The 23223-nt window shown below is 39.0% G+C and carries 20 protein-coding genes; 13 read left to right on the plus strand and 7 right to left on the minus strand.

Going from position 1 to position 23223, the window contains the following annotated elements:
- The first annotated feature begins 166 nt into the window (after positions 1–166).
- Positions 167–823 carry a GTP pyrophosphokinase gene (locus LJE11_RS10505; protein WP_020993340.1) on the plus strand — a complete coding sequence of 219 codons (657 nt, stop codon included), beginning with the start codon at positions 167–169 and terminating at the stop codon, positions 821–823.
- Positions 824–1156: 333 nt separating this feature from the next.
- Here the strand turns inward: LJE11_RS10505 and LJE11_RS10510 are convergent, their stop codons facing one another.
- From LJE11_RS10510 to dnaA, 7 genes are all read right to left on the minus strand, one after another.
- A complete protein-coding gene (locus tag LJE11_RS10510; protein WP_227295945.1) occupies positions 1157–1609 on the minus strand; it encodes a DUF1002 domain-containing protein in 453 nt (150 codons plus the stop codon).
- A 392-nt stretch (positions 1610–2001) separates the two neighbouring features.
- Complete coding sequence (gene rsmA / locus LJE11_RS10515) at positions 2002–2874, minus strand: 16S rRNA (adenine(1518)-N(6)/adenine(1519)-N(6))-dimethyltransferase RsmA (RefSeq protein WP_227295947.1); 873 nt, start codon at positions 2872–2874, stop codon at positions 2002–2004.
- Positions 2875–2921: 47 nt separating this feature from the next.
- Positions 2922–5276, minus strand: a complete 2355-nt coding sequence (locus LJE11_RS10520; RefSeq protein ID WP_255655887.1) for a hypothetical protein — start codon at positions 5274–5276, stop codon at positions 2922–2924.
- 73 nt (positions 5277–5349) lie between these two features.
- Positions 5350–6435 carry a DNA replication/repair protein RecF gene (recF, locus tag LJE11_RS10525; protein ID WP_008708000.1) on the minus strand — a complete coding sequence of 362 codons (1086 nt, stop codon included), beginning with the start codon at positions 6433–6435 and terminating at the stop codon, positions 5350–5352.
- A 4-nt stretch (positions 6436–6439) separates the two neighbouring features.
- Entirely contained in the window at positions 6440–6649 is a 210-nt protein-coding gene (locus LJE11_RS10530) for an RNA-binding S4 domain-containing protein (protein ID WP_227295951.1), read from the minus strand.
- Between the two features lie 13 nt (positions 6650–6662).
- Complete coding sequence (dnaN, locus tag LJE11_RS10535; RefSeq protein WP_008708002.1) at positions 6663–7778, minus strand: DNA polymerase III subunit beta; 1116 nt, start codon at positions 7776–7778, stop codon at positions 6663–6665.
- 278 nt (positions 7779–8056) lie between these two features.
- Positions 8057–9412 carry a chromosomal replication initiator protein DnaA gene (gene dnaA, locus LJE11_RS10540; RefSeq protein ID WP_008708003.1) on the minus strand — a complete coding sequence of 452 codons (1356 nt, stop codon included), beginning with the start codon at positions 9410–9412 and terminating at the stop codon, positions 8057–8059.
- Positions 9413–10034: 622 nt separating this feature from the next.
- Between dnaA and rpmH the strand changes: the two genes are divergently transcribed.
- From rpmH to LJE11_RS10600, 12 genes are all read left to right on the plus strand, one after another.
- The gene (gene rpmH, locus LJE11_RS10545) at positions 10035–10169 is read left to right on the plus strand and encodes a 50S ribosomal protein L34 (RefSeq protein ID WP_008708004.1); all 135 of its coding nucleotides are present in this window, start codon (positions 10035–10037) and stop codon (positions 10167–10169) included.
- 63 nt (positions 10170–10232) lie between these two features.
- Positions 10233–10604: a ribonuclease P protein component gene (gene rnpA / locus LJE11_RS10550; protein ID WP_008708005.1), complete on the plus strand. Its 372-nt coding sequence runs from the start codon at positions 10233–10235 to the stop codon at positions 10602–10604.
- Positions 10573–10785, plus strand: coding sequence for a membrane protein insertion efficiency factor YidD (yidD, locus tag LJE11_RS10555; RefSeq protein WP_008708006.1), 213 nt, complete (start codon positions 10573–10575; stop codon positions 10783–10785). Before rnpA ends, yidD begins: the two co-directional genes overlap by 32 nt.
- An 87-nt stretch (positions 10786–10872) precedes the next feature.
- Positions 10873–12162: a YidC/Oxa1 family membrane protein insertase gene (locus tag LJE11_RS10560; RefSeq protein WP_029676933.1), complete on the plus strand. Its 1290-nt coding sequence runs from the start codon at positions 10873–10875 to the stop codon at positions 12160–12162.
- Between the two features lie 20 nt (positions 12163–12182).
- Positions 12183–13115, plus strand: a complete 933-nt coding sequence (jag, locus tag LJE11_RS10565; RefSeq protein WP_008708008.1) for an RNA-binding cell elongation regulator Jag/EloR — start codon at positions 12183–12185, stop codon at positions 13113–13115.
- 277 nt (positions 13116–13392) lie between these two features.
- Entirely contained in the window at positions 13393–14766 is a 1374-nt protein-coding gene (gene mnmE, locus LJE11_RS10570) for a tRNA uridine-5-carboxymethylaminomethyl(34) synthesis GTPase MnmE (protein WP_022379945.1), read from the plus strand.
- A 70-nt stretch (positions 14767–14836) separates the two neighbouring features.
- Positions 14837–16711 carry a tRNA uridine-5-carboxymethylaminomethyl(34) synthesis enzyme MnmG gene (gene mnmG / locus LJE11_RS10575; RefSeq protein ID WP_020993345.1) on the plus strand — a complete coding sequence of 625 codons (1875 nt, stop codon included), beginning with the start codon at positions 14837–14839 and terminating at the stop codon, positions 16709–16711.
- Positions 16712–16890: 179 nt separating this feature from the next.
- Positions 16891–17613 (plus strand): 16S rRNA (guanine(527)-N(7))-methyltransferase RsmG, encoded by a 723-nt coding sequence (rsmG, locus tag LJE11_RS10580; protein ID WP_020993346.1) that lies wholly within the window; start codon positions 16891–16893, stop codon positions 17611–17613.
- A gap of 233 nt (positions 17614–17846) precedes the next feature.
- A complete protein-coding gene (locus tag LJE11_RS10585) occupies positions 17847–18920 on the plus strand; it encodes an ABC transporter ATP-binding protein (protein ID WP_227295953.1) in 1074 nt (357 codons plus the stop codon).
- 2 nt (positions 18921–18922) lie between these two features.
- Entirely contained in the window at positions 18923–19786 is an 864-nt protein-coding gene (locus tag LJE11_RS10590; RefSeq protein ID WP_025578455.1) for an ABC transporter permease subunit, read from the plus strand.
- A 17-nt stretch (positions 19787–19803) separates the two neighbouring features.
- Positions 19804–21288: a GldG family protein gene (locus LJE11_RS10595; RefSeq protein ID WP_128866560.1), complete on the plus strand. Its 1485-nt coding sequence runs from the start codon at positions 19804–19806 to the stop codon at positions 21286–21288.
- Positions 21289–23145: a DUF4340 domain-containing protein gene (locus LJE11_RS10600; RefSeq protein ID WP_227295955.1), complete on the plus strand. Its 1857-nt coding sequence runs from the start codon at positions 21289–21291 to the stop codon at positions 23143–23145. It begins immediately after the preceding gene.
- Positions 23146–23223 lie beyond the last annotated feature (78 nt).

Below are 23223 nucleotides of genomic sequence, written 5' to 3' on the forward strand. Positions count from 1 at the left end.
TTTAATAATGGAAATCTGAATTTTCATACAGATAGTTCACACAAACAGATATTTATATGTTACAATAATATCATCAACCAACTATAGCAAATCTATAAACAAGTCCCCTGTGAGATTACAAAAATCAACGGGGAACTGCCTGTATCAGGAAAGGATATTATTATACATGAATTATGATTCTGTCCCCTTGAGGGATTTTAAAGAACTGAATGACTGGGAGACAGTTATTTTTGTCTATCAGTCTGCCCTTAAACAGGTAGAAACAAAGATTGATATTCTAAACGGTGAATTTCAGCACAGACACAAATACAATCCGATCGAACATGTAAAATCCAGAATCAAAACTCCGGAAAGCATTGTAAAAAAACTGAAACGACATGGATATGAATCCAGTATCGAGAACATGGTACGCTATGTAAATGACATCGCAGGAATCCGTATCAGCTGTTCCTTTACATCTGATATCTATCTGATCGCAGACATGATTTCCAAACAAAATGACCTAACGATCCTTGCAAGACGTGATTATATGAAAAATCCTAAAAAGAGCGGTTACCGCAGTTATCATATGCTGGTTACCACACCGGTCTTTCTCTCCGACAGTATCATTGATACCAAAGTAGAGATTCAGATCCGCACAGTTGCACAGGATTTCTGGGCGACTCTGGAGCATAAGATGCATTACAAATTTGAGGGAGACGGACCTGACTATATCACAAAAGAATTAAGAGAATGTGCGCGATATGTAGCAGAACTGGATACCCGCATGGAAGAACTCAATAATGAAATCCAGAAATATGGAAAATTATCAGATAAAAAATAAAAAATCCCCGTAAAACGAGGAGTGCCCCGGCAGTGGTTTACCGGGGCTATTATTATGAAAAAAATTTATGTGTAATGATAACACATTACAACGTCTTTCGTAGGTTCTTTCGAACTATCTATATAGTAGCAATCATTTATGAACAAATTATGAACTCGCAGTTAACTTTTCGTTTATTTGCACAATTATTTTATATTTTTTAATATTTTTTTATAGAATTACCACATATTTATAGTTCTTGTTTTATTTTATGCTTGTCTATCTTGTATATCTCCCATAATCTTCCATAACTATTTCGTCTTTTCACAGTTACGATTTGAGAATGAGCAGATTTTACTCAAAAAGACTCTTTGCAAAATCAGCCAGTTTATGCAGGATTCCTTTTACCTCTTCTTTACCAATCCCCATTTCTTCCAGTTTATCATATGCCTTCGTCACAGCACTCCTGAGCTGTTCCTCATCAATATCAGAATCCTTGATCTGTTTAACGATCTTTATGATTCTGTTCTCTTCTTCCTCCGAAAGGCTAACTCCTGCAGTACTCTCCGCAGTCTGGATCAGCGATCTGATCTGATCATCTGAAATATCCTGTTTTGCTGCCTCATTTTTCACATACATAATGATATCAACTACTTTGTCCGGATCTGATACAAGAGAATCAATCTCATTATCAGAAATAATCTCCTGTACAGATTCCGAAGTATCTGCTGCCATCATCGGTACTGCCGGTGTCGTACATGTAATTGCTGCCGCAATAATAAGTATTCCTGCTTTTTTTATTCTCATGATTTAATTACCTCCATACTTTTGCCAGTCAATAATAAGTCTCTGTCTTTTCACTGTCAGCAGATTACAGACAATGAACAGGCATTTTCATTTACCGGCTCATTATATCAGAAATCTTATGCCTTCTGTAAAATAAATATCCCAATTTCTGTCTTCATAATTCCTTCGACATTTGTTCAAATTTTTTTCACATCTTAAACACGATTTTCTCATAATTGCAGGATATACTAAAGCTATAAAAATAATAAAGCCAACGTTATTTTTATAAAATTTCTTTTTCATATGTTGATTGCCGGAAGAGGCAATTAACTCTCCTTCCTTTTAAAAAATAAATTTGAACGTAATATAAAAAGCATCCGCTTAGCCACCGGATGCTTTTTATATTTATCTTTTTATGAAATTTCTGTAAATGCATTTGCCAGCTGTGCAAACTGTGCCAGTGTCAGTGCTTCTCCTCTGACACTCAGGGAAAGTCCACACATCCCCAACGCCTGCTCAATCTGTTCTTTAGAAAATGGTATCTCCTGTGAATTCTTCAGACCATTCACCAGTGTCTTCCTTCTCTGGTTAAAAGATGCTCTGATAATACGAAACATCAGCTTCTCATTCTTTACCTCAACCGGCGGTTTTTCATATCGTTCCAGTCTGATCACCGCACTTCCCACTTTAGGTCTTGGCATAAAACAGTTGGGCGGTACATTTGCCACGATCTTTGGTTTCGCATAATATTGCACAGCCAGTGAAAGCGCCCCGTAATCTTTTGTTCCGGGTCCTACCTGCATTCTGTCCGCAACTTCTTTCTGTACCATAATAGTAATAGAATCAACAGGAACCTGATTCTCAAACAATCCCATGATGATCGGGGTAGTAATGTAATATGGCAGATTGGCAACAACCTTGATCGGAAGCCCCTGATTTTTTTCCAGTGCAAGCTGGCGGATGTCTACTTTGAGGATGTCGTTGTTGATGACTGTCACATTATCCCAATCTTTCAGAGTGTCGTCCAGAATAGGAAGCAGTGTTTTATCAATCTCAACTGCTGCCACTTCCCTTGCTGCTTCAGCCAGATACTGTGTCATGGTTCCGATTCCCGGTCCAATCTCCAATACAAAATCATCCTTTGTGATCTGTGCAGAATCTATAATCTTATCCAGAACATGAGTATCGATCAGAAAGTTCTGACCAAACCTTTTCTGGAATGCAAAATTATACTTCTGAAGCACTTCTATGGTATACTTTGGATCTCCTAGATACGGTCTGGGCATAATCTTTACTCCTTTTTCTTTATTACCTGTAACTGTACAAATACGCATTATTTAGTAAAATCTTTCTCGTACAGAACAATATATCCATCTCTGTCTATACGTTTCTTAGATACATTTCGTTTAAATTTACGGATTCCTCCCTGTGATTTTGCAATCGCAGCATCTATCAGTTCTTTTACTGCGCCAACATTCATAGGAGAATCCTCTTTCTGGTTAATTCCAATCAGATTATACAGCGCAAGCATTCCCATCTGATCAATAGCATAACCATTCTCTTTTGTATAAACCCTTGCAAAATTGACAAGTTCATCATTGGTAAACACAGGAATATTGATCATTGAAGTAAACTTCTTTGCGAATTTCGGATATCTGGCAATCAGTTTTCGCATACCAATCTTCTCATCTTCCACGATTACTGTAAGTCCGTCTGTATTAACTTCCATGGCTTTGTCAAGCATCTCTACTGTTTCCGGTGTCAGCTGATTTGCATTTTCGATCACAAGAAAGCCACCTGCCAGCTTTGAAAAAATCTTATAAATATTTTTTCCGTTGATCTGATCTGCAAAAACATATGCTACTTTTGACGCTTCCAGATTCAGTTCTTTACAGATTGCCGGAATCAGGCCTGAGATCAGTCTGGTCTTTCCGCATTCCTTACCGCCCATCACAATAATATTTCCAGTTTTAGAAGTCTTGTCTGCTGCAGCCATCTGTACATCATATAAAGTATCCACAAGCTGTTCTTTCATACCCGGAACCTTTACAAAATATGTAAATAACTGCTTCTCATCATCTGTAAGTTCTTTTTCTCTTGGTACGATATCCCTTGGATCTGCTCCATTTTCCGGCTGGATAGATTCTATAAAACGTTCCAGCTCCTCTTCTTCTGTCAGGGGTTGGGCTTCTTCCGTTCCCTCTGTATCATCTTCCGGATTCAGATCTGTATTCCCCATCGGTCCATGGAGAAATTCCTCTTCAGCTCTTCTGAGATCTTCTTCTGTAACCTCATCTTCTTCTTCAGCTTCTTCTATTTCCGGCTGCACCGGTATTTCCTTTTTCGGTTCTTCATCCGGCTTTGGATCAGCAACCTTTATATCTTGTATATCTCCGCTGAGGAAATCCGGTTCTTCCAGTTCCTCTGAAATATCATGGGCTTTTATTTCTTTATCATCAACATCAGTTTCTGAACTTTCTTCCTGTACTTCTTCTGTTTTTGACTCTTCTTCCTTCGGAATCTCAATTCCCTGCGCACTGGCAGCAGCAAGGATCGTATCCTCCAGATTCAACTCTTTCCCTTCCAGATCAAAAGAATCCATATTCAGTTTCGTCTCAGCAACTTCCTCAACTTTCGGCGGTTTGCTCAGTTCCATATTTTTCATGGATGCCGGAATATTTAATTCAGGCATCTTAATTGCAGCCATGGGTTCTGCCCCCGGTTTTTCAGGTTCTGCCTCCAATTCCGGAACATTTTCAGGTTCTTTCTGCGACGCATCACTCTTTATGATTTCTTCCGGAATCTCATCTTCCCTGGTGATACCGGCCTCGTTAACCATATCCATGGATTCTTCCGGAAACTCTTCTTTCTCTTCCTGAGTCTTACCTCCAAAGACATCCCTAATCCCCTTTGAAATCTTTTCCTGAATGCCTTCCATGCTGACCTGAACTTCCGGCTCATTGTTTTCTGTCGTTTCTTCCACTTCTTCAGCTTCAGGCTCTTCCTGCGCTTTTACTTCTGTTTCCGTTTTTTTCTTCTCCAGTTCTTTCGCCTGCTCTGGTGTAAGAAGTTTCGGAACAAACTGTTTCTCAAATTTTGCTTTCTCAGCACCTGTCAGCTCACCCATTCTCATTTTTAGATCATAGGCTTTCATAACATATTTGCCTTCACTGAACCAGAGAATGATTTCATTGCATAAATCCAGACATTTCTGTTTTTCTCCTGCTTTGTAATACAGGGCTGCCAGTTCATATGACCATTTCTCTGTAAATTCCTGTTCTTTATACTCTTCCAGGATTCTGATCTGCTCATTTAATGAAGAATTTTTTGCCCTTGCAATCTTGTACTGCAGAATATATTGTGTACTGTCATTCGAAGCCACCTGCTTATACTCTTCAAAAAATTCTTCTGCTTCATTGATATCATTCATTCGCAGAGAGATCTCAATCAGACGGTAAAGAATATTTTTTCCAATAGATGCCTTATGATATGCAAGAAGGAAAATCTCCTTACTGTCCTCATATCTTCCGTTTGCTGCATATATTTCACCGACAACACATAAGGTGCGGACATTTTTGACGCGTCTCCAGTCTATGCTGTCTACAATGTTCATGGCACCTTTATAATCTTTGTCCTGAACCAGCTTATTAATCTCTTCAAGTTTTATCCGAAATTCTTCTTTATCCAATGCATTCACCAACTTTCCATAATTACGCTCAGTGTATCATAAGCCCGTACCCTTGTCAAAAGATTGTTTCTTCTTACACAGGCTGTGATACTGTTCCCTGAACTACCTGAAATACCTTATTTATCTGAAACTGATGACTGATAAAATCATCCAGCCCTGTACATGTTATCAATGTCTGGATATCACTGATACTGTCCAGAAGATAATTCTGCCTGCTGCTGTCCAGCTCGGACAGAACATCATCCAAAAGCAGAACCGGTGTGTCTTTTATTTTTCTCTTTACTATATATATTTCTGATAATTTAAGTGAAAGTGCCGCTGTCCTCTGCTGTCCCTGAGAACCGTATTTCCTGATATCAATCCCATTTGCCATTACACACAGGTCATCTCTGTGTGGGCCTGCGGATGTCAGTCTCATCCTCATATCTCTTTCTCTGTTGGCACAAATGGTACTTTCCAGTTTCTCTGCTGTACAGTCCGGTTCATAAATAACGTTCAGTTCTTCCAATCCCCCTGTAAGATTACCATGTATTTTTCGAACCGTTTCATTTAGTTCTTTAATAAATTCACTGCGCTTGTCAATAATCTTCCGTCCATATTCAGCCATCTGTATATCCCAGATATCCAGTGTATCTTTAAGTGAAGGCTGAACACTGAGATCCTTCAGCAATTTATTTCTCTGATTTACAATATGGTTATATGAAGCCAGATCTGTAAGATATATTTTATCTAACTGGCACAGTTCCAGATCAAGAAATCTCCTTCTCTCACCCGGACCATTTTTTATAATATTCAGATCCTCAGGAGAAAAAAACACCAGATTAACTACTCCGAAAAGCTCACTGGCCTTCCGGATAGGAAGACCATTGATCGCAACGCCTTTTGCTTTATTCTTTTTAAGATGCATATCAATCCTGTAGGAAAGCTCATCTCTTTTTACCATCATCCTGATATGAGATTCATCCTTTCCAAACTGAATCATATCCTTATCTCTGCTTCCTTTATGCGATTTTGTAGTTCCGCAAAGATAAAGTGCCTCCAGGATATTGGTCTTTCCCTGAGCGTTATTGCCGTAAAATATATTCGTCCCCTGTGCCAGATCGAGTTCCAGAGAATCATAATTTCTGAAATTTTTTAACTGAACAGATTCAATATACATTTATTCACCTGATCACTTTAATTTCTTTTCCATCATAAGAAACGATGTCACCTTCATAAACCTTTCGGCCACGACAGTCATCTACCTCTCCGTTTACTTTTACCAGTCCGTCAGTGATCACATATTTCGCTTCAACCCCGTCCTGAACCATATCTGCAAGTTTCAGTAACTGCCCCAGTTTTATAAATTCATCTCTGATTTTAATTTCTTCCATTTTCATTTACTCCCTATCTTGCCTGATTCTGGTTGATATTTACAGGCAGAATCAAATATGTGTAATTTTCCTCGTCATCCCTGATAAAACATGGTGCTTTTGGATTTACGAGGTAGATACTGATTGTTTCATCATCGATTACTTTGAGTGCATCGATCAGAAATCTTGGATTAAAGCCAATAAGGATATCTTTGCCCTCTTTATCAATATCAATATTTTCATTCATGGAACCCATTGCAGAATCAATACGTAATTCCATAGAATTATCTGTAATTTCAATAATGATCGGTTTCTTTTCTCCCTCTCTTACCAACAGAGTGGCTCTGTCGATACAGTCCAGAAATTCTTTTTTATTAATTTTAATTTTGGTTTCGTAATCGCTGGAAAGCATCTGATCAATACGGAAATATTCTCCGTCGATTAATCTGGAAACAACAATAGTCTGGTCAAACTCAAATAAAATATGATTTTTTGAGAAATAAATATTTACAATATCATCAATTTCACCGGATAAAATCTTACTGATCTCATTAAGTGTTTTGCCAGGTACCACCACTTTGCGGTCAGCATAATCTTTTTTCAGTTCCATACGTCTGATCGCAATACGATGTCCATCGAGAGATACTATTTTCAGGTAGTTATTTTTGATTTCAAAAAGTTCACCTGTCATCAGCTTATTGGTTTCATTGGAGGCAATTGAGAAAATAGTCTGTCTAATCATCTCTTTTAATGTGAATTGAGAGATAGTAAGACTTTCTTCTTTCTCAATCAGTGGGAGATATGCAAAATCTTCTCCGGATTTACCAGGTATCGTGAATTTTGCTTTCTCACAGGTAATGGTGGCAGTAAGTTTCTCATCTGTTTTAATAGTTACCGTATTGTCTGGCAGTCGACGAATGATTTCATAGAAAATTTTTGCATCCAGCGCAATGATTCCTTTTTCTTCAATGATTCCATCAACAATTGTTTCTATACCGAGTTCCATATCATTAGTAGTAAATTTGATTTGGTTTGTAGTAGCATCAATCAGAATACATTCCAGAATTGGCATTGTTGTTTTAGAGGGAACTGCTTTCAGTGAGATGTTTACACTTTTGAGCAAGTTGATTTTCTGGCAAATGATTTTCATAATGTGTATAACTTCCTTTCTTGGGTGATGTGGTTTTTTATAGATAAATATATAAAAGGAATTCGTCGTCTCCGCCGTAGGGGATGTGAATATGTGAAAAACTCCATTGAAGGTTGATTTTTCAAGGAGTTCGGATATGGATAACTTCGTGTAAAGGTGTGCTTAAAGTATGTGTATAACTTGTGTATAACCGAAGCGCCCAAAAAGTGGCGAAAAGTTATACACACTTATACACATTCAATCAACATCTTATACACATGTTATACAGTCAGTTATCCTCATCCCTGTGGATTAATTTTTTTCTTTAAAGTTTCAATGGTGTTTTTAAGGTTTTCATCGTTGTTGATTTCTTTTTCAATTTTGTCGATACCGTGCATAATGGTAGTATGATCACGATTTCCAAGACATTTTCCGATAGATTTCAGCGGAGTTGAGATGATTTCTCTGCATAAATACATGGCAATCTGGCGGGGGGTTACAATTTTGGAGTTACGCTTATTTCCACAAAGGTCATCCACTGTAACATCAAAATGTTCAGCAACCATGGAAATAATATAATCCGGCGTGATGACTTTCTTTTCATCAGGGGAAATAATGTCTTTTAACGCCTGTTCGGCAAGTTCAAGTGTAACTTCCTTTTTTTCAAGTTTGGCAAAAGCCATCACCTTGTTGATCGCGCCTTCCAGTTCGCGGATATTGGATTTAATATTGTTTGCAATGTATTTGATTACTTCCTCGTTAATATCATATCCATCCATTTCTTCCTTCTTATGAAGAATTGCCATTCGGGTTTCGTAATCCGGCAGTGTGATATCTGCGATCAGGCCCCATTCAAATCGTGAACGGAAACGTTCTTCCAGGATTTCCATATCTTTTGGAGGTTTATCTGACGAAATAATAATCTGTTTTTTGGCACTGTGCAGGCTGTTAAAGGTATGGAAAAATTCTTCCTGTGTAGATTCCTTTCCTATAATAAACTGAATATCATCGACAAGAAGAACATCAATGTTTCTGTATTTTTCACGAAACTTGGTCATTGCCGAGTTATTTCCATTACGGATTGTTTCGATCAGTTCGTTGGTAAACTCTTCACTGGTAACGTAAAGTACTTTGCTGTTTTCATCATGATCAATAATGAAATGAGCAATAGAATGCATCAGATGAGTTTTTCCCAGACCTGCACCGCCATAGATAAAGAGCGGATTGTAGGTATCACCCGGGGATTCGGCAACTGCAAGAGCTGCTGCCTGGGCAAATTTATTATTGCTTCCGACTACAAAGGTATCAAAAGTGTATTTTGGATTCAAATGAGCTTCCTCGCAGCGTGCGTCCTGAGACTGCGCTTTTGGAGAAACTTCCTCTTTTTTTGGAACATCTTCCGGCAATATGAAATTGATGTCACAGTTTTCCATTCCGGTAACTTCACTGATCGTTACCTGAAGTGGAAGTTTATATTTTTTACTTATATAATTGAGACCTACCTGCTCTGAAGGCACGATAATAGTGACAACATTGTCAACTACTTCGTAAACAGTAAGTGGTTTTAGCCAGGTATTAAAAGAAACGTCGGACAGATCATGTTCTGTCTTGACGATTTGCAGGATTTCGTCCCATTTTTCCACAACTTTGTTCATTTTCTGGTTCTCCCGGTTCGTATTACTTCTATATTAAGTGTGTATTGATAATATTGAGTTTTCCACAAACTCTGACCGTATTCTTAAAAAAGACATAAATATCCTTATATATATTATAATAAAATGCCTGTTTTCGCAATGTATATTTGAGGGAAATGTGGAAAAAAGTTATCCCCACTTTTTATGTGGATTAGTGTGGATAACAGTGGAAAAGCCAATTCAGGTTACCATAATGTGACGTTATTCTTTTAAAAACGATAAAAAATGGGGATAATTTTATGCACAGTAAGAAAAGTAGAAATAAAAGCATTTTTTTGAAGATATGTGTAAAATAGACAGGAGAAAGTGGAAAGATATATAGGTATTCCACAAGTTATCCACAAGTTATCCACAAAATGTGGATAATATTACGTAAACCAATTATGTAATCCACAATGGCATAAAAAACCATTTAAATCTTTGTGTAAATAATACTTGACGAATCCACCCTTTATGAATATAATTGAAATGATGTTCTAATAAGTAAAGTTGGCGGGCAGGAGAGCTGTAGAATCCGGTGTCTGTCATACTTAAAAAGTTACAAAATTTAACATGGATAATAGATAAAGGAGGTGCTTTACCTATGAAAATGACATTTCAGCCAAAAAAGAGATCTAGAGCAAAAGTTCATGGTTTCAGAGCTCGTATGAGCACAAAGGGTGGTCGTAAAGTATTAGCTGCCAGAAGATTAAAAGGAAGAAAGCATTTATCAGCCTAAGAATAAGACCGCAATTATGTGGTCTTTTCTTCTCTTAAAAAAGAGATCAGGAAAGGGGATTCTATGCAAAGATCAGAGTCCTTAAAAAAAAATCAAGATTTTCAAAAAGTATACAGAAATGGAACATCAAAAGGTAATCGGTATCTGGTGATGTACGTACTGAAAAATCAGTACATGAAGAATCGTCTGGGAATATCAGTAAGTAAAAAAGTAGGGAATAGTGTGGTTCGCCACAGACTCACCAGATTGATAAGAGAGAGTTATCGGTTGAATGAAGCGGAATTTGAAAACAGTTTGGACATTGTAGTAGTTGCACGCCCACAGGCAAAGGACAGAACCTATCAAGAGATAGAGAGTGCGCTGATGCATCTGGCGGGAAAGCACTGCATAGCAGGTAAGAACAATGATAAAGAAGTTTCTGATCAGAATAATTAAACTCTATCAAAAGTATATATCACCGATGAAGAGAACAAAATGTCCTTATATTCCCACATGTTCTCAATATGGTTTAGAAGCAATCGAAAAATATGGTGCATTAAAGGGTGGTCTTCTTGCGGTATGGAGGATACTTCGCTGTAATCCTTTTTCCCACGGAGGCTATGACCCTGTACCGTAAAGACAGGAATGTACTTGAAAATTGAATATTGATCGATCGAAGGAACCTCCTGTCATTTATGGATTCTAGGAGGAAATGAACTTGGAAATGATTTTAGCGACAAAGAGCAGCACTCCTATCATTGGTCAGCTTGCGACCGTTATGGGATGGATCATGGATGGTATTTACAGATTGCTGAATATCTTTGGAATTCAGAATATCGGTCTTTGTATTGTCATCTTCAGTATCCTTATTTATGCTCTTATGACCCCACTGCAGATCAAACAGCAGAAATTCTCTAAGCTGAGTGCAATCATGCAGCCGGAACTTCAGAAAATTCAAAAGAAGTACAAGGGAAAAAACAACGATACTGCTGCAATGCAGAAAATGCAGGAGGAAACACAGGCTGTATATCAGAAATACGGCGTATCTCCTACAGGAAGCTGTGTACAGCTTGCAATCCAGTTCCCTATTTTGATGGCCTTATATCAGGTAATTTATAAAATTCCGGCATATGTAGGAAGTGTAAGGGATATCCTTGCATCTGCAGTTACCAGTATTACAGGTGTAAACGGATATACAGATATCCTTCAGCAGTTTATCACAGATAATAAGATGACAAGAGTTCAGCTTATTATGGATGGAAGTAAAGCTACAAGTAATTCAGTCACAGACTTTTTGTATGCATTATCACCTTCCCAGTGGAAAACACTTGCTGAGACAAGCCAGTTTGCAGGATTTACTGATACGCTGAACAGCACTGCAAAAGAGATTTCACATGTGCAGAATTTCTTTGGTCTGAATATCGCTGATCAGCCACTGACTTATATTAAAGCAGCTTTTGTAGGTGGATCTGCTCTTCTTGCTATCGTTGCGATTCTTATCCCGATTCTTGCGTGGGCTACACAGATGATCAACTTAAAACTGATGCCTCAGGCAGCACAGCAGAGCGGCGATTCACAGCAGGATGCAATGATGAACTCCATGAAGACAATGAATATGGTAATGCCGTTGATGTCAGCAGTATTCTGTTTCACATTCCCTGTAGGTCTTGGTATTTACTGGGTAGCAAGTGCTGCAGTAAGAAGTGTGCAGCAGGTTGTTATCAATAAAAAGATGGATAAGATCCAGATTGAAGACCTGATCAGTGAGAATATGAAGAAGATGGAAAAGAAGCGTGAGAAAGCGGGACTTCCACCTCAGAAGATTACAAATCAGGCCCATCAGAGCGCCAAGAATATCAATAAGATTGAAAAAGGCAGCAGCAATACAAATGTTGAGACAAGAGCCAAGAAGGTTGAAGAAGCTTACAAAGACGCTGCGAATGCAAAACCTGGCAGCATTACTGCAAAGGCCAATCTGGTAAAAGCATTTGATGAGCGTAATAAGAAGAAGTAGTCAGGAACGGAGGGGTTGGCATGGAGGATTATATCCAGTTTTCAGCGAAAACAAAGAGTGAAGCAATTACAAAAGCATGTATCGAGCTTGGCGTATCCAGTGACCAGCTTGAGATTCAGGTAATAAGTGAAGGCAGCAACGGATTTTTCGGAATCGGAAGCAAGCCTGCAGTAATTAAGGTTCGTAAGATTGAGTCGGTTTCTGAGGAAGAAGAAATGAAGGAGATCGTAGAGACAGTGAAACTCGATTCCTTCAAAGAGGAAGCCCCGGTTCAGGAAGAAAAGAAAACGGAAGCTATAAAACCGGTAAAGAAAGAAATCAAAGAGCCGAAAGCTGTTTCTGAGAAACCAAGACAGCCAAAACCTGTAAAGGAAAGGGCTGCAAAAGAAAAACAGCCGAGAGAATTCAGAGAGCCAAAAGAGAAACAAGTCAGAGAAAAGACGACTAAACCGGTAAAGCCTGTTGAGATCCTTACAGATCCGGAAGAGATTAAAGAAGTAGAAAACAGAGCAAAGGTATTCCTTCGTGATGTATTTGCGTCCATGAATCTTGGAGAAGTAGAGATTACATCTGAATATAACACAACGGACGGAAGTCTGGAAGTTGACTTTGAAGGCGAAGATATGGGAATCCTTATCGGCAAGAGAGGCCAGACTCTGGATTCTCTTCAGTATCTGACGAGTCTTGTGGTAAATAAAGGTAAATCAAATTACATTCGTGTAAAACTTGATACAGAAGATTACCGCAAGCGCCGTAAAGAAACTCTTGAGAACCTTGCAAGAGGTATTGCTTATAAAGTAAGAAAAACCCGCAAGCCGGTTATTCTTGAGCCAATGAATCCTTATGAGAGAAGAATTATCCATTCTGCTCTTCAGGGAAATAAATTCGTTGAGACAGTCAGTGAGGGTGAAGAGCCTTACCGTCATGTAGTGGTAAAATTAAAAAGAAATTAATAATATGACTGCTTCATTGCAGATATGAAAAAAGAATGTTATTCTAGGTGAAAGCGTGAATAGCACGTAACTTTGCGTGTGTACTTTTGCCTGGAGTAACATTTTTATTTTACGGAAAGTCTTGTATATATACCAGAGAGATTACACACTTGCAGAAAAAAATAACAGTAGTCAGTGTGATTTTCCTGTTATGTATATAAGATGACAGAATTATTGTAACAGTCTACTGTTCCGCAGGGGCGGAACTATTATAGAACAGGCAAGTGAGGAGAAAAAAATGGAAACAACAATCGCAGCAATTTCCACAGCCATGAGTGCGTCCGGAATCGGAATCATCCGTATCAGCGGCGAGAATGCCATGGATGTGATTTCCCGTATCTACAGATCAAAAGGCGGGAAGAAAAAAATAAAAGAAGTTCCGACTCATACCATTCATTATGGATATATTTATGATGGAGAGGAACTGATTGATGAGGTTCTGGTAATGATCATGCATGCACCGAGGACTTTTACAGGAGAAGATACAGTAGAAATAGACTGTCATGGTGGTGTATATGCTATGCAGAGGGTTTTGGATACAGTGCTGAAAAATGGTGCCGAAATTGCAGAACCAGGAGAATTTACCAAACGTGCCTTCCTGAACGGACGGATGGATCTATCCCAGGCAGAGGCTGTTATGGATGTTATACAGGCGAAAAATGAATATGCGCTTCGCAGTTCCATGGATCAGTTAAGAGGTTCTGTGCAGAAAGCAATCCGAGATATCAGAGAAAAGCTGATTTATCACATTGCATATATAGAATCGGCACTGGATGATCCGGAACATATCAGTCTGGATGGATATCCCCAAGAACTTCTGGAAGTTGTGGATAATGAACAGAAAGAAGTGAAGCGCCTGTTGAAAACTTCTTCTGACGGAAAGATGATCCAGGAGGGAATCCAGACAGTTATCCTTGGAAAACCAAATGCCGGAAAATCCTCACTGTTAAATCTTCTGATCGGAGAAAACCGGGCTATTGTGACAGATATTGCAGGAACGACCAGAGACATTCTGGAGGAATATATCACACTTCATGGAATATCTCTGAAGATTATTGATACAGCCGGAATCCGGGAAACAAAGGATATTGTGGAAAAAATAGGGGTAGACAGAGCCAGAGAAATGGCACAGAAAGCAGATCTGATTCTTTATGTAGTGGATTCTTCTGTTCCGCTTGACGAAAATGATGAAGAAATCATGGAAATGCTTACTGGAAAAAAGGCGATTATCCTGTATAATAAAACTGATCTTCAGCCGGAAATCCAGCCGGAAATCCTGAAAGAAAAAACAGGACATCCTGTAATTCCGATTTCTGCAAAAGAAGAAAAAGGCATTACAGAACTGGAAGAACAGATTAAAGATATGTTTTTTGGAGGAGAGATTTCCTTTAATGATGAGGTATATATTACAAATGCCCGTCATAAAGCAGCATTGGAAGAGGCTGACAGAAGCCTTGATCTGGTCAGAAACAGTATCGAAAGGGGAATGCCGGAAGATTTCTTTTCTATAGATCTTATGAATGCATATGAAAATCTGGGTAAAATCCTCGGAGAGTCTGTTGGTGAAGATCTGGTAAATGAGATATTCAGCAAGTTTTGCATGGGTAAATAAAAATCAAAAAATCGCCTTCGGCGATTTTTGAAAGAATAGAATGAGCAGTTGTAAAATAAAAGGAGACAAAATGAGAACGTTAGTAGAAGATTATGATATTGTTGTAGTCGGTGCCGGTCATGCCGGATGTGAAGCAGCACTTGCGGGTGCGCGCCTGGGCCTGAATACAGTGATGTTTACTGTAAGTGTAGACAGTATCGCATTAATGCCATGTAACCCGAACGTAGGTGGCAGTTCCAAAGGCCATCTGGTAAGAGAGCTTGATGCCCTGGGCGGTGAAATGGGAAAAAATATTGACAAGACCTTTATCCAGTCCAAAATGCTTAACTGTTCCAAAGGACCTGCAGTGCACTCCTTACGTGCGCAGGCTGACAAACAGGCATACAGCAATGAAATGAGAAAAACGCTTGAAAATACACCTAATCTGACTATTAAACAGGGAGAAGTAACAAAACTTCTGGTCGAGGACGGAAAGATTACAGGGGTAAAAACATATTCCGGTGCAACTTATAACTGTAAAGCTGTGGTCCTCTGTACAGGGACTTATTTAAAAGCAAGATGTATTTACGGTGATGTAAGTAATTATACAGGACCAAACGGACTGCAGGCAGCCAACTATCTGACTGATTCTCTGAAAGAGCTGGGAATTGAAATGTTCCGTTTTAAAACAGGAACACCTGCCCGTATTGCCGGAAATACAATTGACTACAGCAAAATGGAGGAACAGTTTGGAGATGAGAGAGTTGTACCATTTTCATTCTCAACTAATCCGGAAGATGTTCAGATAGAGCAGAAATCCTGCTGGCTGACATATACAAATGAGAAAACTCATGAGATCATTCGTGCAAACCTTGACCGTTCTCCGTTGTATTCCGGTATGATCGAAGGAACCGGTCCGCGTTATTGCCCGTCAATTGAAGATAAAGTAGTCCGTTTTGCAGATAAGAACCGTCATCAGGTATTTATTGAGCCGGAAGGTCTCTATACAAATGAGATGTATATTGGTGGAATGTCCAGTTCTCTGCCGGAAGATGTGCAGGAAGAAATGTATCATTCCGTACCGGGACTGGAACATGCAAAAATCGTAAAAAATGCATATGCCATCGAATATGACTGTATTAATCCACGTCAGTTATATCCTACACTGGAATTTAAGAAAATCAAAGGACTGTTCAGCGGCGGTCAGTTTAACGGAAGCTCAGGGTATGAAGAAGCAGCGGCGCAGGGACTGATCGCAGGAATTAATGCTGCTCTGGAAGTTAAAGGTCAGGAACAGCTGATTCTTGACCGTTCTGAGGCTTATATTGGTGTTCTTATTGATGATCTGGTAACAAAAGAAAACCATGAGCCATACAGAATGATGACCAGCAGAGCGGAGTACAGATTACTTCTCCGACAGGATAATGCGGATCTGAGACTTCGTAAAAAGGGATATCAAGCAGGGCTCATCAGTGAAGAGGATTATCAGAAAATCCTTACGAAAGAAGAACAGATAAAAACAGAGATCAGCAGAGTAGAACATACAAATATCGGAGCAAACAAAGAGGTTCAGACCCTTCTGGAAAGCTATAACAGCACACCGCTGAAATCCGGAACCACTCTGGCAGAACTGATCCGCCGTCCGGAACTTTCTTATGAAGCAATCAAACCACTTGATAAAGAACGTCCGGAGCTGCCATGGGATGTACAGGAACAGGTTGACATTAACATCAAGTATGATGGATATATCCGCAGACAGTTAAAACAGGTAGAACAGTTTAAGAAACTGGAAGCAAAGAAAATCCCGACAGATCTTGATTATGAGAAAGTTGGAAGCCTGAGAATCGAAGCACGTCAGAAACTGGAAGCATACAGACCGATTTCAATCGGACAGGCTTCCCGAATTTCAGGAGTTTCTCCTGCTGATATATCAGTTTTACTGGTGTATCTTTCCAGTACGAAATAATTAATATAATACGCTTTAATGTGCTTATAAAAACAAGAAATTGGCAAAAAATATTAAAATAGTACATAAAAGAGTAAAATAACGGACTATAAATAACAGATAAAATCATAAAAGCACATAAAACAACCCTGTAAAATATACAAAAATAATAAATAAAGGTAGAAAAAGGAGAATAATACATGCCGTATAATCTGACGACATTGGAAAATGGATGCAGAGAACTGGGTATAGAGCTGAGCCAGAAGCAGAAAAATCAGTTTATCCAGTTTTATGAATTTCTGGTAGAAAAAAATAAGGTTATGAATCTGACAGGTATTACTGAGTTTGAGGAAGTACTTACAAAGCACTTTCTTGACAGTCTTGCCTGTGTAAAAGCCATTGATATGACAAAAGTAAAAACAATTATGGACATCGGTACAGGTGCCGGATTTCCAGGTGTGCCTTTGAAAATTGCTTTTCCACATCTGGAGGCATGTCTGCTGGATTCTCTGAAAAAGAGGGTAAACTTCCTTGAGGAAAGTTTTGAGCTTCTTGGATTAGAAGGGATTAAGGCGATTCATGGAAGAGCAGAAGAGTATGCAAAAAATAAAGAGTATCGTGAGAAATATGATCTCTGTGTATCCAGGGCAGTATCAAACCTTGCAACTCTGTCAGAATATTGTCTTCCTTATGTAAAGACAGGAGGAACTTTCATTTCCTATAAATCAGGAACTGTACAGGAAGAGGCAGAAGAAGCAGAGAAAGCAATCAATATCCTCGGTGGTCAGGTGAAAGACATCACATACTTTAAATTGCCGGACTCCGAGATTGACCGATCCCTTGTCATTATAAATAAGAAAAAATCTACACCTGGAAAGTATCCGCGTAAAGCAGGAACACCATTAAAAGAACCATTGTCATAATAAATCTATGTATAGTTGTCTCATGAAATCTTCTGGCAAAAAATGCCGAGATTTCGGGACAGCTATTTTTTTCAAACAAACATCACAGAATAATCACACTTTTATCCTAATTTCATCACAACTTCATCATAAACTATTTTTATAGAGATGTCCTCGGGTTCCCCCATTCTCTGTTTCACCTGGGGACATTTTCTATATTTTATTTTGGCAAAAATTAAGAGGAGGAGAACACATTGATTGAAGTAAACAATCTGGTTAAACGATATGGTAACCATACGGCAGTTGACCACCTTTCCTTTAAAATAGAGAAAGGCAAAATCTATGGATTTCTGGGACCAAACGGTGCAGGAAAATCCACTACAATGAATATGATAACCGGATACATCGCATCCACCGAAGGAACCGTCAAAATTGACGGACACGATATCCTCGAAGAACCGGAAGCGGCAAAGAAATGTATCGGTTATCTGCCTGAACAGCCGCCGGTCTATTTTGATATGACTGTCCTGGAATACATGAAATTTGTGGCAGATCTCAAGAAAATCCCAAAAGATAAAAAAGCAAACATGATCGAAGAAGTCATGGATATGGTAAAGATTTCAGACATGAGAAACCGTCTGATAAAGAACCTGTCAAAAGGTTACAGACAGAGAGTTGGTCTTGCTGAGGCGATTATAGGGTATCCGGAGGTGATCATCCTGGATGAGCCGACAGTAGGTCTTGACCCTAAACAGATTATTGAAATCCGAACCTTAATTAAAGAATTAAAAAAGAAACATACCGTTATTCTCAGCTCGCATATACTTTCTGAAGTAAGCGCGGTATGCGATTACGTGCTGATCATTTCTCATGGAAAACTGGTAGCAAGCGATACTCCTGAGAATCTTGGAAAACTTGCAGAGGGATCTAATACTCTGGAGATGCTTATTAAAGGTGAAAAAATACAGATCAGGCAGGCTCTCGAGGGAATCGAGGGAGTCAACAGCGTAACAATGGAAAAAGATGAGAAACAGAATCTCTGGAGTGTGAAAGTTTCAACAGAGGAGCAGAATGACATTCGGGAAAAAGTATTCTACAAAATGTCGGAGATTAACAGCCCAATCTATGAGATGAAGTCCAGGAAAGTATCACTGGAGGAAATCTTCCTTGAACTTACTGCATCCGATAAACCAATATCTGCAGACGAAGTCCCAAATACACCTGAAGATAAAGATACTGATGCCGGTAGATCAAACGAGACAAACGTAAAACAGACATCAGCAGAAATACCGGAAGAACAGAATAATGATAAAGGGGGAGAGAAATAACCATGACAGCTATATATAAAAGAGAGCTGAAAAGTTACCTGACATCCATGGTAGGATATTTATTTATCTTTTTCATTCTTGTACTGACAGGTATTTATTTTTCAGCATATCAGCTTTCAGCAGCATATCCGAAATTTGAATACACCTTAAGTGCAATTACCTTTGCATTCCTGATCGGAGTACCGATTTTGACTATGCGTGTACTTGCAGAGGAAAGAAAACAGAAAACAGATCAGCTGCTTCTGACAGCACCGGTTTCTGTGAGCGGTATTGTAATAGGTAAATATCTTGCACTGGTAACTGTATTTGCTGTTCCGATGGCAGTTATGTGTACTTATCCGCTGATTATGTCCAGGTTTGGCACAGTAGAGTTTGCATCTGCATATACAGCAGTCCTGGGATTCTTTCTTCTGGGATGTGCAAATATTGCAATCGGTGTATTTATGTCAGCATTAACTGAGAGCCAGGTAATTGCAGCGGTACTCACATTTGTTTTCTTATTTGCATTTTACATGATGAATGGTATTTCTTCATTCTTCTCTCAGACATCTATGTCGACATGCGTGACATTTGGGTTATTGATCCTGGCAGCAGCCATCATTATCTATACCATGATCAAGAATATTCTGATCTCAGCAGTGATCGGTGTGATTGGAGAAGTGGCACTGATTATTATTTATGTAGTAAAATCCAGTATTTTTGAGGGCGGTATTCAGAAAGTCCTGGATGTGTTTAATCTGAGCGGACACTTTGATAATTTTACAAGTAACATCTTTGATATAAAAGGAATTGTATATTTTCTTTCTGTGATTGCAGTATGCCTGTTCCTTACAACACAGTCTATTTTGAAGAGACGCTGGAATTAGTGGGGAGGTGAAAGAAAATGAAACTGAAAGAAAAGATGAAAAATAATAAGCATAAAAAATTTGACAAAAAGAAACTGATTGGCACCATCAGTAAGAAGCATATCAAAAACGGCTCTTACACAATGGTTATGTCAGTGATATTTATTGCAGTAGTTGTAGTGCTCAACATGATCGTAAATGCGATTCCGTCCAAATATTCAGAAATTGATATCAGCAGTCAGAAACTCTACAGTATTGGTGATGATACAAAAGCAATGCTGAAAGATCTGGACAAGGACGTAACAATTTACCAGATTGCACAGAGCGGTTCTGAAGATGAGAATATTACCAATCTGCTTAAGAAATATGAAGATGAATCCAAGCATATTAAAGTAGAGCAGAAGGATCCTGTAGTAAATCCTAAATTTGTAACGGAATATACAAGTGATGATCTTTCTGCAAACAGTCTGATCGTTGTATGTGGCGACAGAAATAAAGTCATTGATTACAACAATATCTATGAGAGCACAATTGATTATCAGACCTACAGCTCTCAGACTACCGGTTTCGACGGTGAAGGTCAGATCACAAGTGCGATCGGATATGTAACATCCGAAGATCTCCCGATCCTTTATACACTCGAGGGACATGGTGAGAAGGAGATGGATTCTACTATCAAAGAAGACATCGAGAAGGCAAACATGGATATTCAGTCTCTGAATCTTCTTACAGAGGGAAGTGTTCCGGATGATGCAGACTGCCTGTTCATTGATTCTCCATCCACAGATATTTCAGAAGATGAAAAGACTGCTATTATTGATTATCTTGAAAATGGCGGAAAGGCGATGATTTTCTCTGATTATACAACAGAAGACCTGCCAAACTTTGATGCAGTTCTGGAAAACTATGGTGTTCAGAGAGAAGCTGGAATCGTATTTGAAGGTGATAATCAGCATTATGCAATGCAGATGCCATATTATCTGGTTCCGACTATAAACAGCACAGATGCAAGCTCTGAGACTGTTTCCGGAGGATATCATGTACTTGTACCATATGCACAGGGAATCAAAAAAATGGATGATGTAAGAGATACCGTAACGATCAACAGTATCCTCACCACATCAGACCAGGCATATTCCAAGACAGATCTGAACAGTGATACTCTGGAGAAAGAAGACGGAGACGAAGCTGGCCCATTTGATCTGGGAGTAAGCATCACAGAGACTCTGGATGATGACAAAGAAACGCAGATCGTATACTATTCAACTTCCAATCTGATGGAATCACAGGTAAATCAGATGGTATCCGGCGGAAATGAGAAGCTGATCATCGAATCCCTGAAGTGGATGACAGACACAGAAGACAGTGCAACCGTATCTATTCCATCCAAGAGCCTGTCTGTATCTTATCTGACACTCACAGACTATGATGCTGCATTCTGGAAGATCTGCACCATCGGTCTGATTCCTGGATTCTTCCTTGTTGTAGGGTTTGCAGTCTGGATGAAGAGGAGAAAAGCTTAAATGAAGAATAAAACTGTAAAAATGGTTCTTGCAGTTGTAGTTCTTGGTGTCTGCTGCGGGGCTTACGCAGGTGTAAAAACCTACGTAGCCCATCAGGAGCAGAAAGAATCCGAAGAAGATTCTGAAGAAAGCACAACTGTATTTACTGCATTAACAGATAACATTAAATCTCTGGATTTTATGGTTGATGATACAGAGACAACATTTGAAAAAGATGATGACAGCTGGGTAAAGAAAGACGAGACAGATTTTCCGGTAAATCAGACTACTCTGGACAGTGCAGCATCTGCTATTGCATCTGTCGATTCAGACAGAGTTCTGGAGGACGTAGATGATCTTTCAGAATATGGTCTGGACTCTCCGTCAAACACGATTAAGATTGTAACAAAATCTGATGAGGAAGATGGCGATGACATAACAACTACACTATATGTGGGAGATGAAAATTCCTCCACCAGTCAGTATTATGTAAGAAAAGATGATGATGAGAAGACAGTATACCTGATAGATTCTTCCTGCGTAGAGCCGTTTACCAAATCATTGAATGATTATGCGCAGATGGATGATTTTCCTGCAATTTCCAATACAGATACCATTACAAAAATTTCTGTAGACGGCGATAATTCCTATAAATTATCAAAAGACGAAGATACAAGTACCTGGTCAGTAAAAGGCAGCGAGGATGAAGAAAAAGCAGACTCAGCTACCGTAAGTTCTTTGGTATCCTCATTCGGAAGCATGGCATATAGTTCACTTGCAGATTATAAATGTGACGACAAGAGCAAATATGGTCTGGATAAACCATATGCAACAATCACAGTAGATTATCAGGAAGAAGTTGCTGATGATGACACTGATGAAGACACACAAGATGATACGACAGCTTCCGGTGAGACGGCAGATGAAGATGCTTCATCTGTGGAAGAAAACAGTGACGATGCTGAACAGGATACAGAATCAGACGAAAGTGTAAGTGAAACTACGGATGAAACATCCGAGGCTGAAGATACTGACGGTGAAGAAGCAGAAGATGAAACATCAGAAAACTCAGACAGTGCATCAGACAATGAGGATTCTTCGGAAGAAGAAACTAAGATGGCAGATAAGCAGCTTACAATTCTTGTTGGAAATGAAACAGATGACAGCAGCAGATATGTCATGGTAAATGACAGCAATGAAGTCTATACGATGTCAACGGATACTCTGTCCGCGCTCACTGATAAATCAGAAGAAGACTTCTGGGATATGACAGTAAGTTATGTATCTTTAAACAGCCTCGGAAGCCTCAAAGTAAATTATCAGGGCAGTGATTATAAAGTAAATGTTTCACGTGAAACATCCACAGATGATGATGGAAACGATACAGAAACAGTTACCTATAAACTGAATGGTTCTGATCTGGATGAAACAACATTTACAACATTCTACAATAAACTGATCAACATGACGGTTCAGAAACGTCTGACAGATAAATATGAACCTGACGGTGATGCAGAACTGACAGCTACATTTACAGAAGAAAACGGTGATACACAGGAAGTTGCATACTATAGCTACGATACAAACTATTATGCAGCAGTGGTGGATAATAAAGTATATCTCGTAAATAAGATGAATGTAAAAGAACTGTTCACAGCATTTGAATCAGTTGTTGGAACAGAAGAAGATAGTTCAGATAAGACAGATTCAGACGAAGCAACAACAGATGATACTAAATCAGATTCAACAGATATGCCAGGTGAGAGCATAGAAGAGTCCGATGACAGTACATCTGAAACAGCCGGCACAACAAACGATTCTGATACATCCGAAGAGGAGAATACAGATTCTCAGGAAACGGACAGTACAGAAGAGTAAAAGAATAAACGAATCTATAAAAAAGTGAAGCAGGCATATAGAATTTCTTCCATATGCCTGCCTCACTTTTTGTTGTAT

The organism is Blautia sp. DFI.1.216, assembly GCF_020594215.1.
In the GTDB taxonomy this organism is placed as follows: domain Bacteria; phylum Bacillota; class Clostridia; order Lachnospirales; family Lachnospiraceae; genus Blautia_A; species Blautia_A wexlerae.

Bases quoted from the DNA above. Each gene is read 5' to 3' on its own strand.
- LJE11_RS10505 (WP_020993340.1), top strand. From the start codon at position 167: ATGAATTATGATTCTGTCCCCTTGAGGGATTTTAAAGAACTGAATGAC.
- LJE11_RS10510 (WP_227295945.1), bottom strand. From the start codon at position 1,609: ATGAGAATAAAAAAAGCAGGAATACTTATTATTGCGGCAGCAATTACA.
- rsmA (WP_227295947.1), bottom strand. From the start codon at position 2,874: ATGCCCAGACCGTATCTAGGAGATCCAAAGTATACCATAGAAGTGCTT.
- recF (WP_008708000.1), bottom strand. From the start codon at position 6,435: ATGTATATTGAATCTGTTCAGTTAAAAAATTTCAGAAATTATGATTCT.
- LJE11_RS10530 (WP_227295951.1), bottom strand. From the start codon at position 6,649: ATGGAAGAAATTAAAATCAGAGATGAATTTATAAAACTGGGGCAGTTA.
- dnaN (WP_008708002.1), bottom strand. From the start codon at position 7,778: ATGAAAATCATTTGCCAGAAAATCAACTTGCTCAAAAGTGTAAACATC.
- dnaA (WP_008708003.1), bottom strand. From the start codon at position 9,412: ATGAACAAAGTTGTGGAAAAATGGGACGAAATCCTGCAAATCGTCAAG.
- rpmH (WP_008708004.1), top strand. From the start codon at position 10,035: ATGAAAATGACATTTCAGCCAAAAAAGAGATCTAGAGCAAAAGTTCAT.
- rnpA (WP_008708005.1), top strand. From the start codon at position 10,233: ATGCAAAGATCAGAGTCCTTAAAAAAAAATCAAGATTTTCAAAAAGTA.
- yidD (WP_008708006.1), top strand. From the start codon at position 10,573: ATGATAAAGAAGTTTCTGATCAGAATAATTAAACTCTATCAAAAGTAT.
- LJE11_RS10560 (WP_029676933.1), top strand. From the start codon at position 10,873: ATGATTTTAGCGACAAAGAGCAGCACTCCTATCATTGGTCAGCTTGCG.
- jag (WP_008708008.1), top strand. From the start codon at position 12,183: ATGGAGGATTATATCCAGTTTTCAGCGAAAACAAAGAGTGAAGCAATT.
- mnmE (WP_022379945.1), top strand. From the start codon at position 13,393: ATGGAAACAACAATCGCAGCAATTTCCACAGCCATGAGTGCGTCCGGA.
- mnmG (WP_020993345.1), top strand. From the start codon at position 14,837: ATGAGAACGTTAGTAGAAGATTATGATATTGTTGTAGTCGGTGCCGGT.
- rsmG (WP_020993346.1), top strand. From the start codon at position 16,891: ATGCCGTATAATCTGACGACATTGGAAAATGGATGCAGAGAACTGGGT.
- LJE11_RS10590 (WP_025578455.1), top strand. From the start codon at position 18,923: ATGACAGCTATATATAAAAGAGAGCTGAAAAGTTACCTGACATCCATG.
- LJE11_RS10595 (WP_128866560.1), top strand. From the start codon at position 19,804: ATGAAACTGAAAGAAAAGATGAAAAATAATAAGCATAAAAAATTTGAC.
- LJE11_RS10600 (WP_227295955.1), top strand. From the start codon at position 21,289: ATGAAGAATAAAACTGTAAAAATGGTTCTTGCAGTTGTAGTTCTTGGT.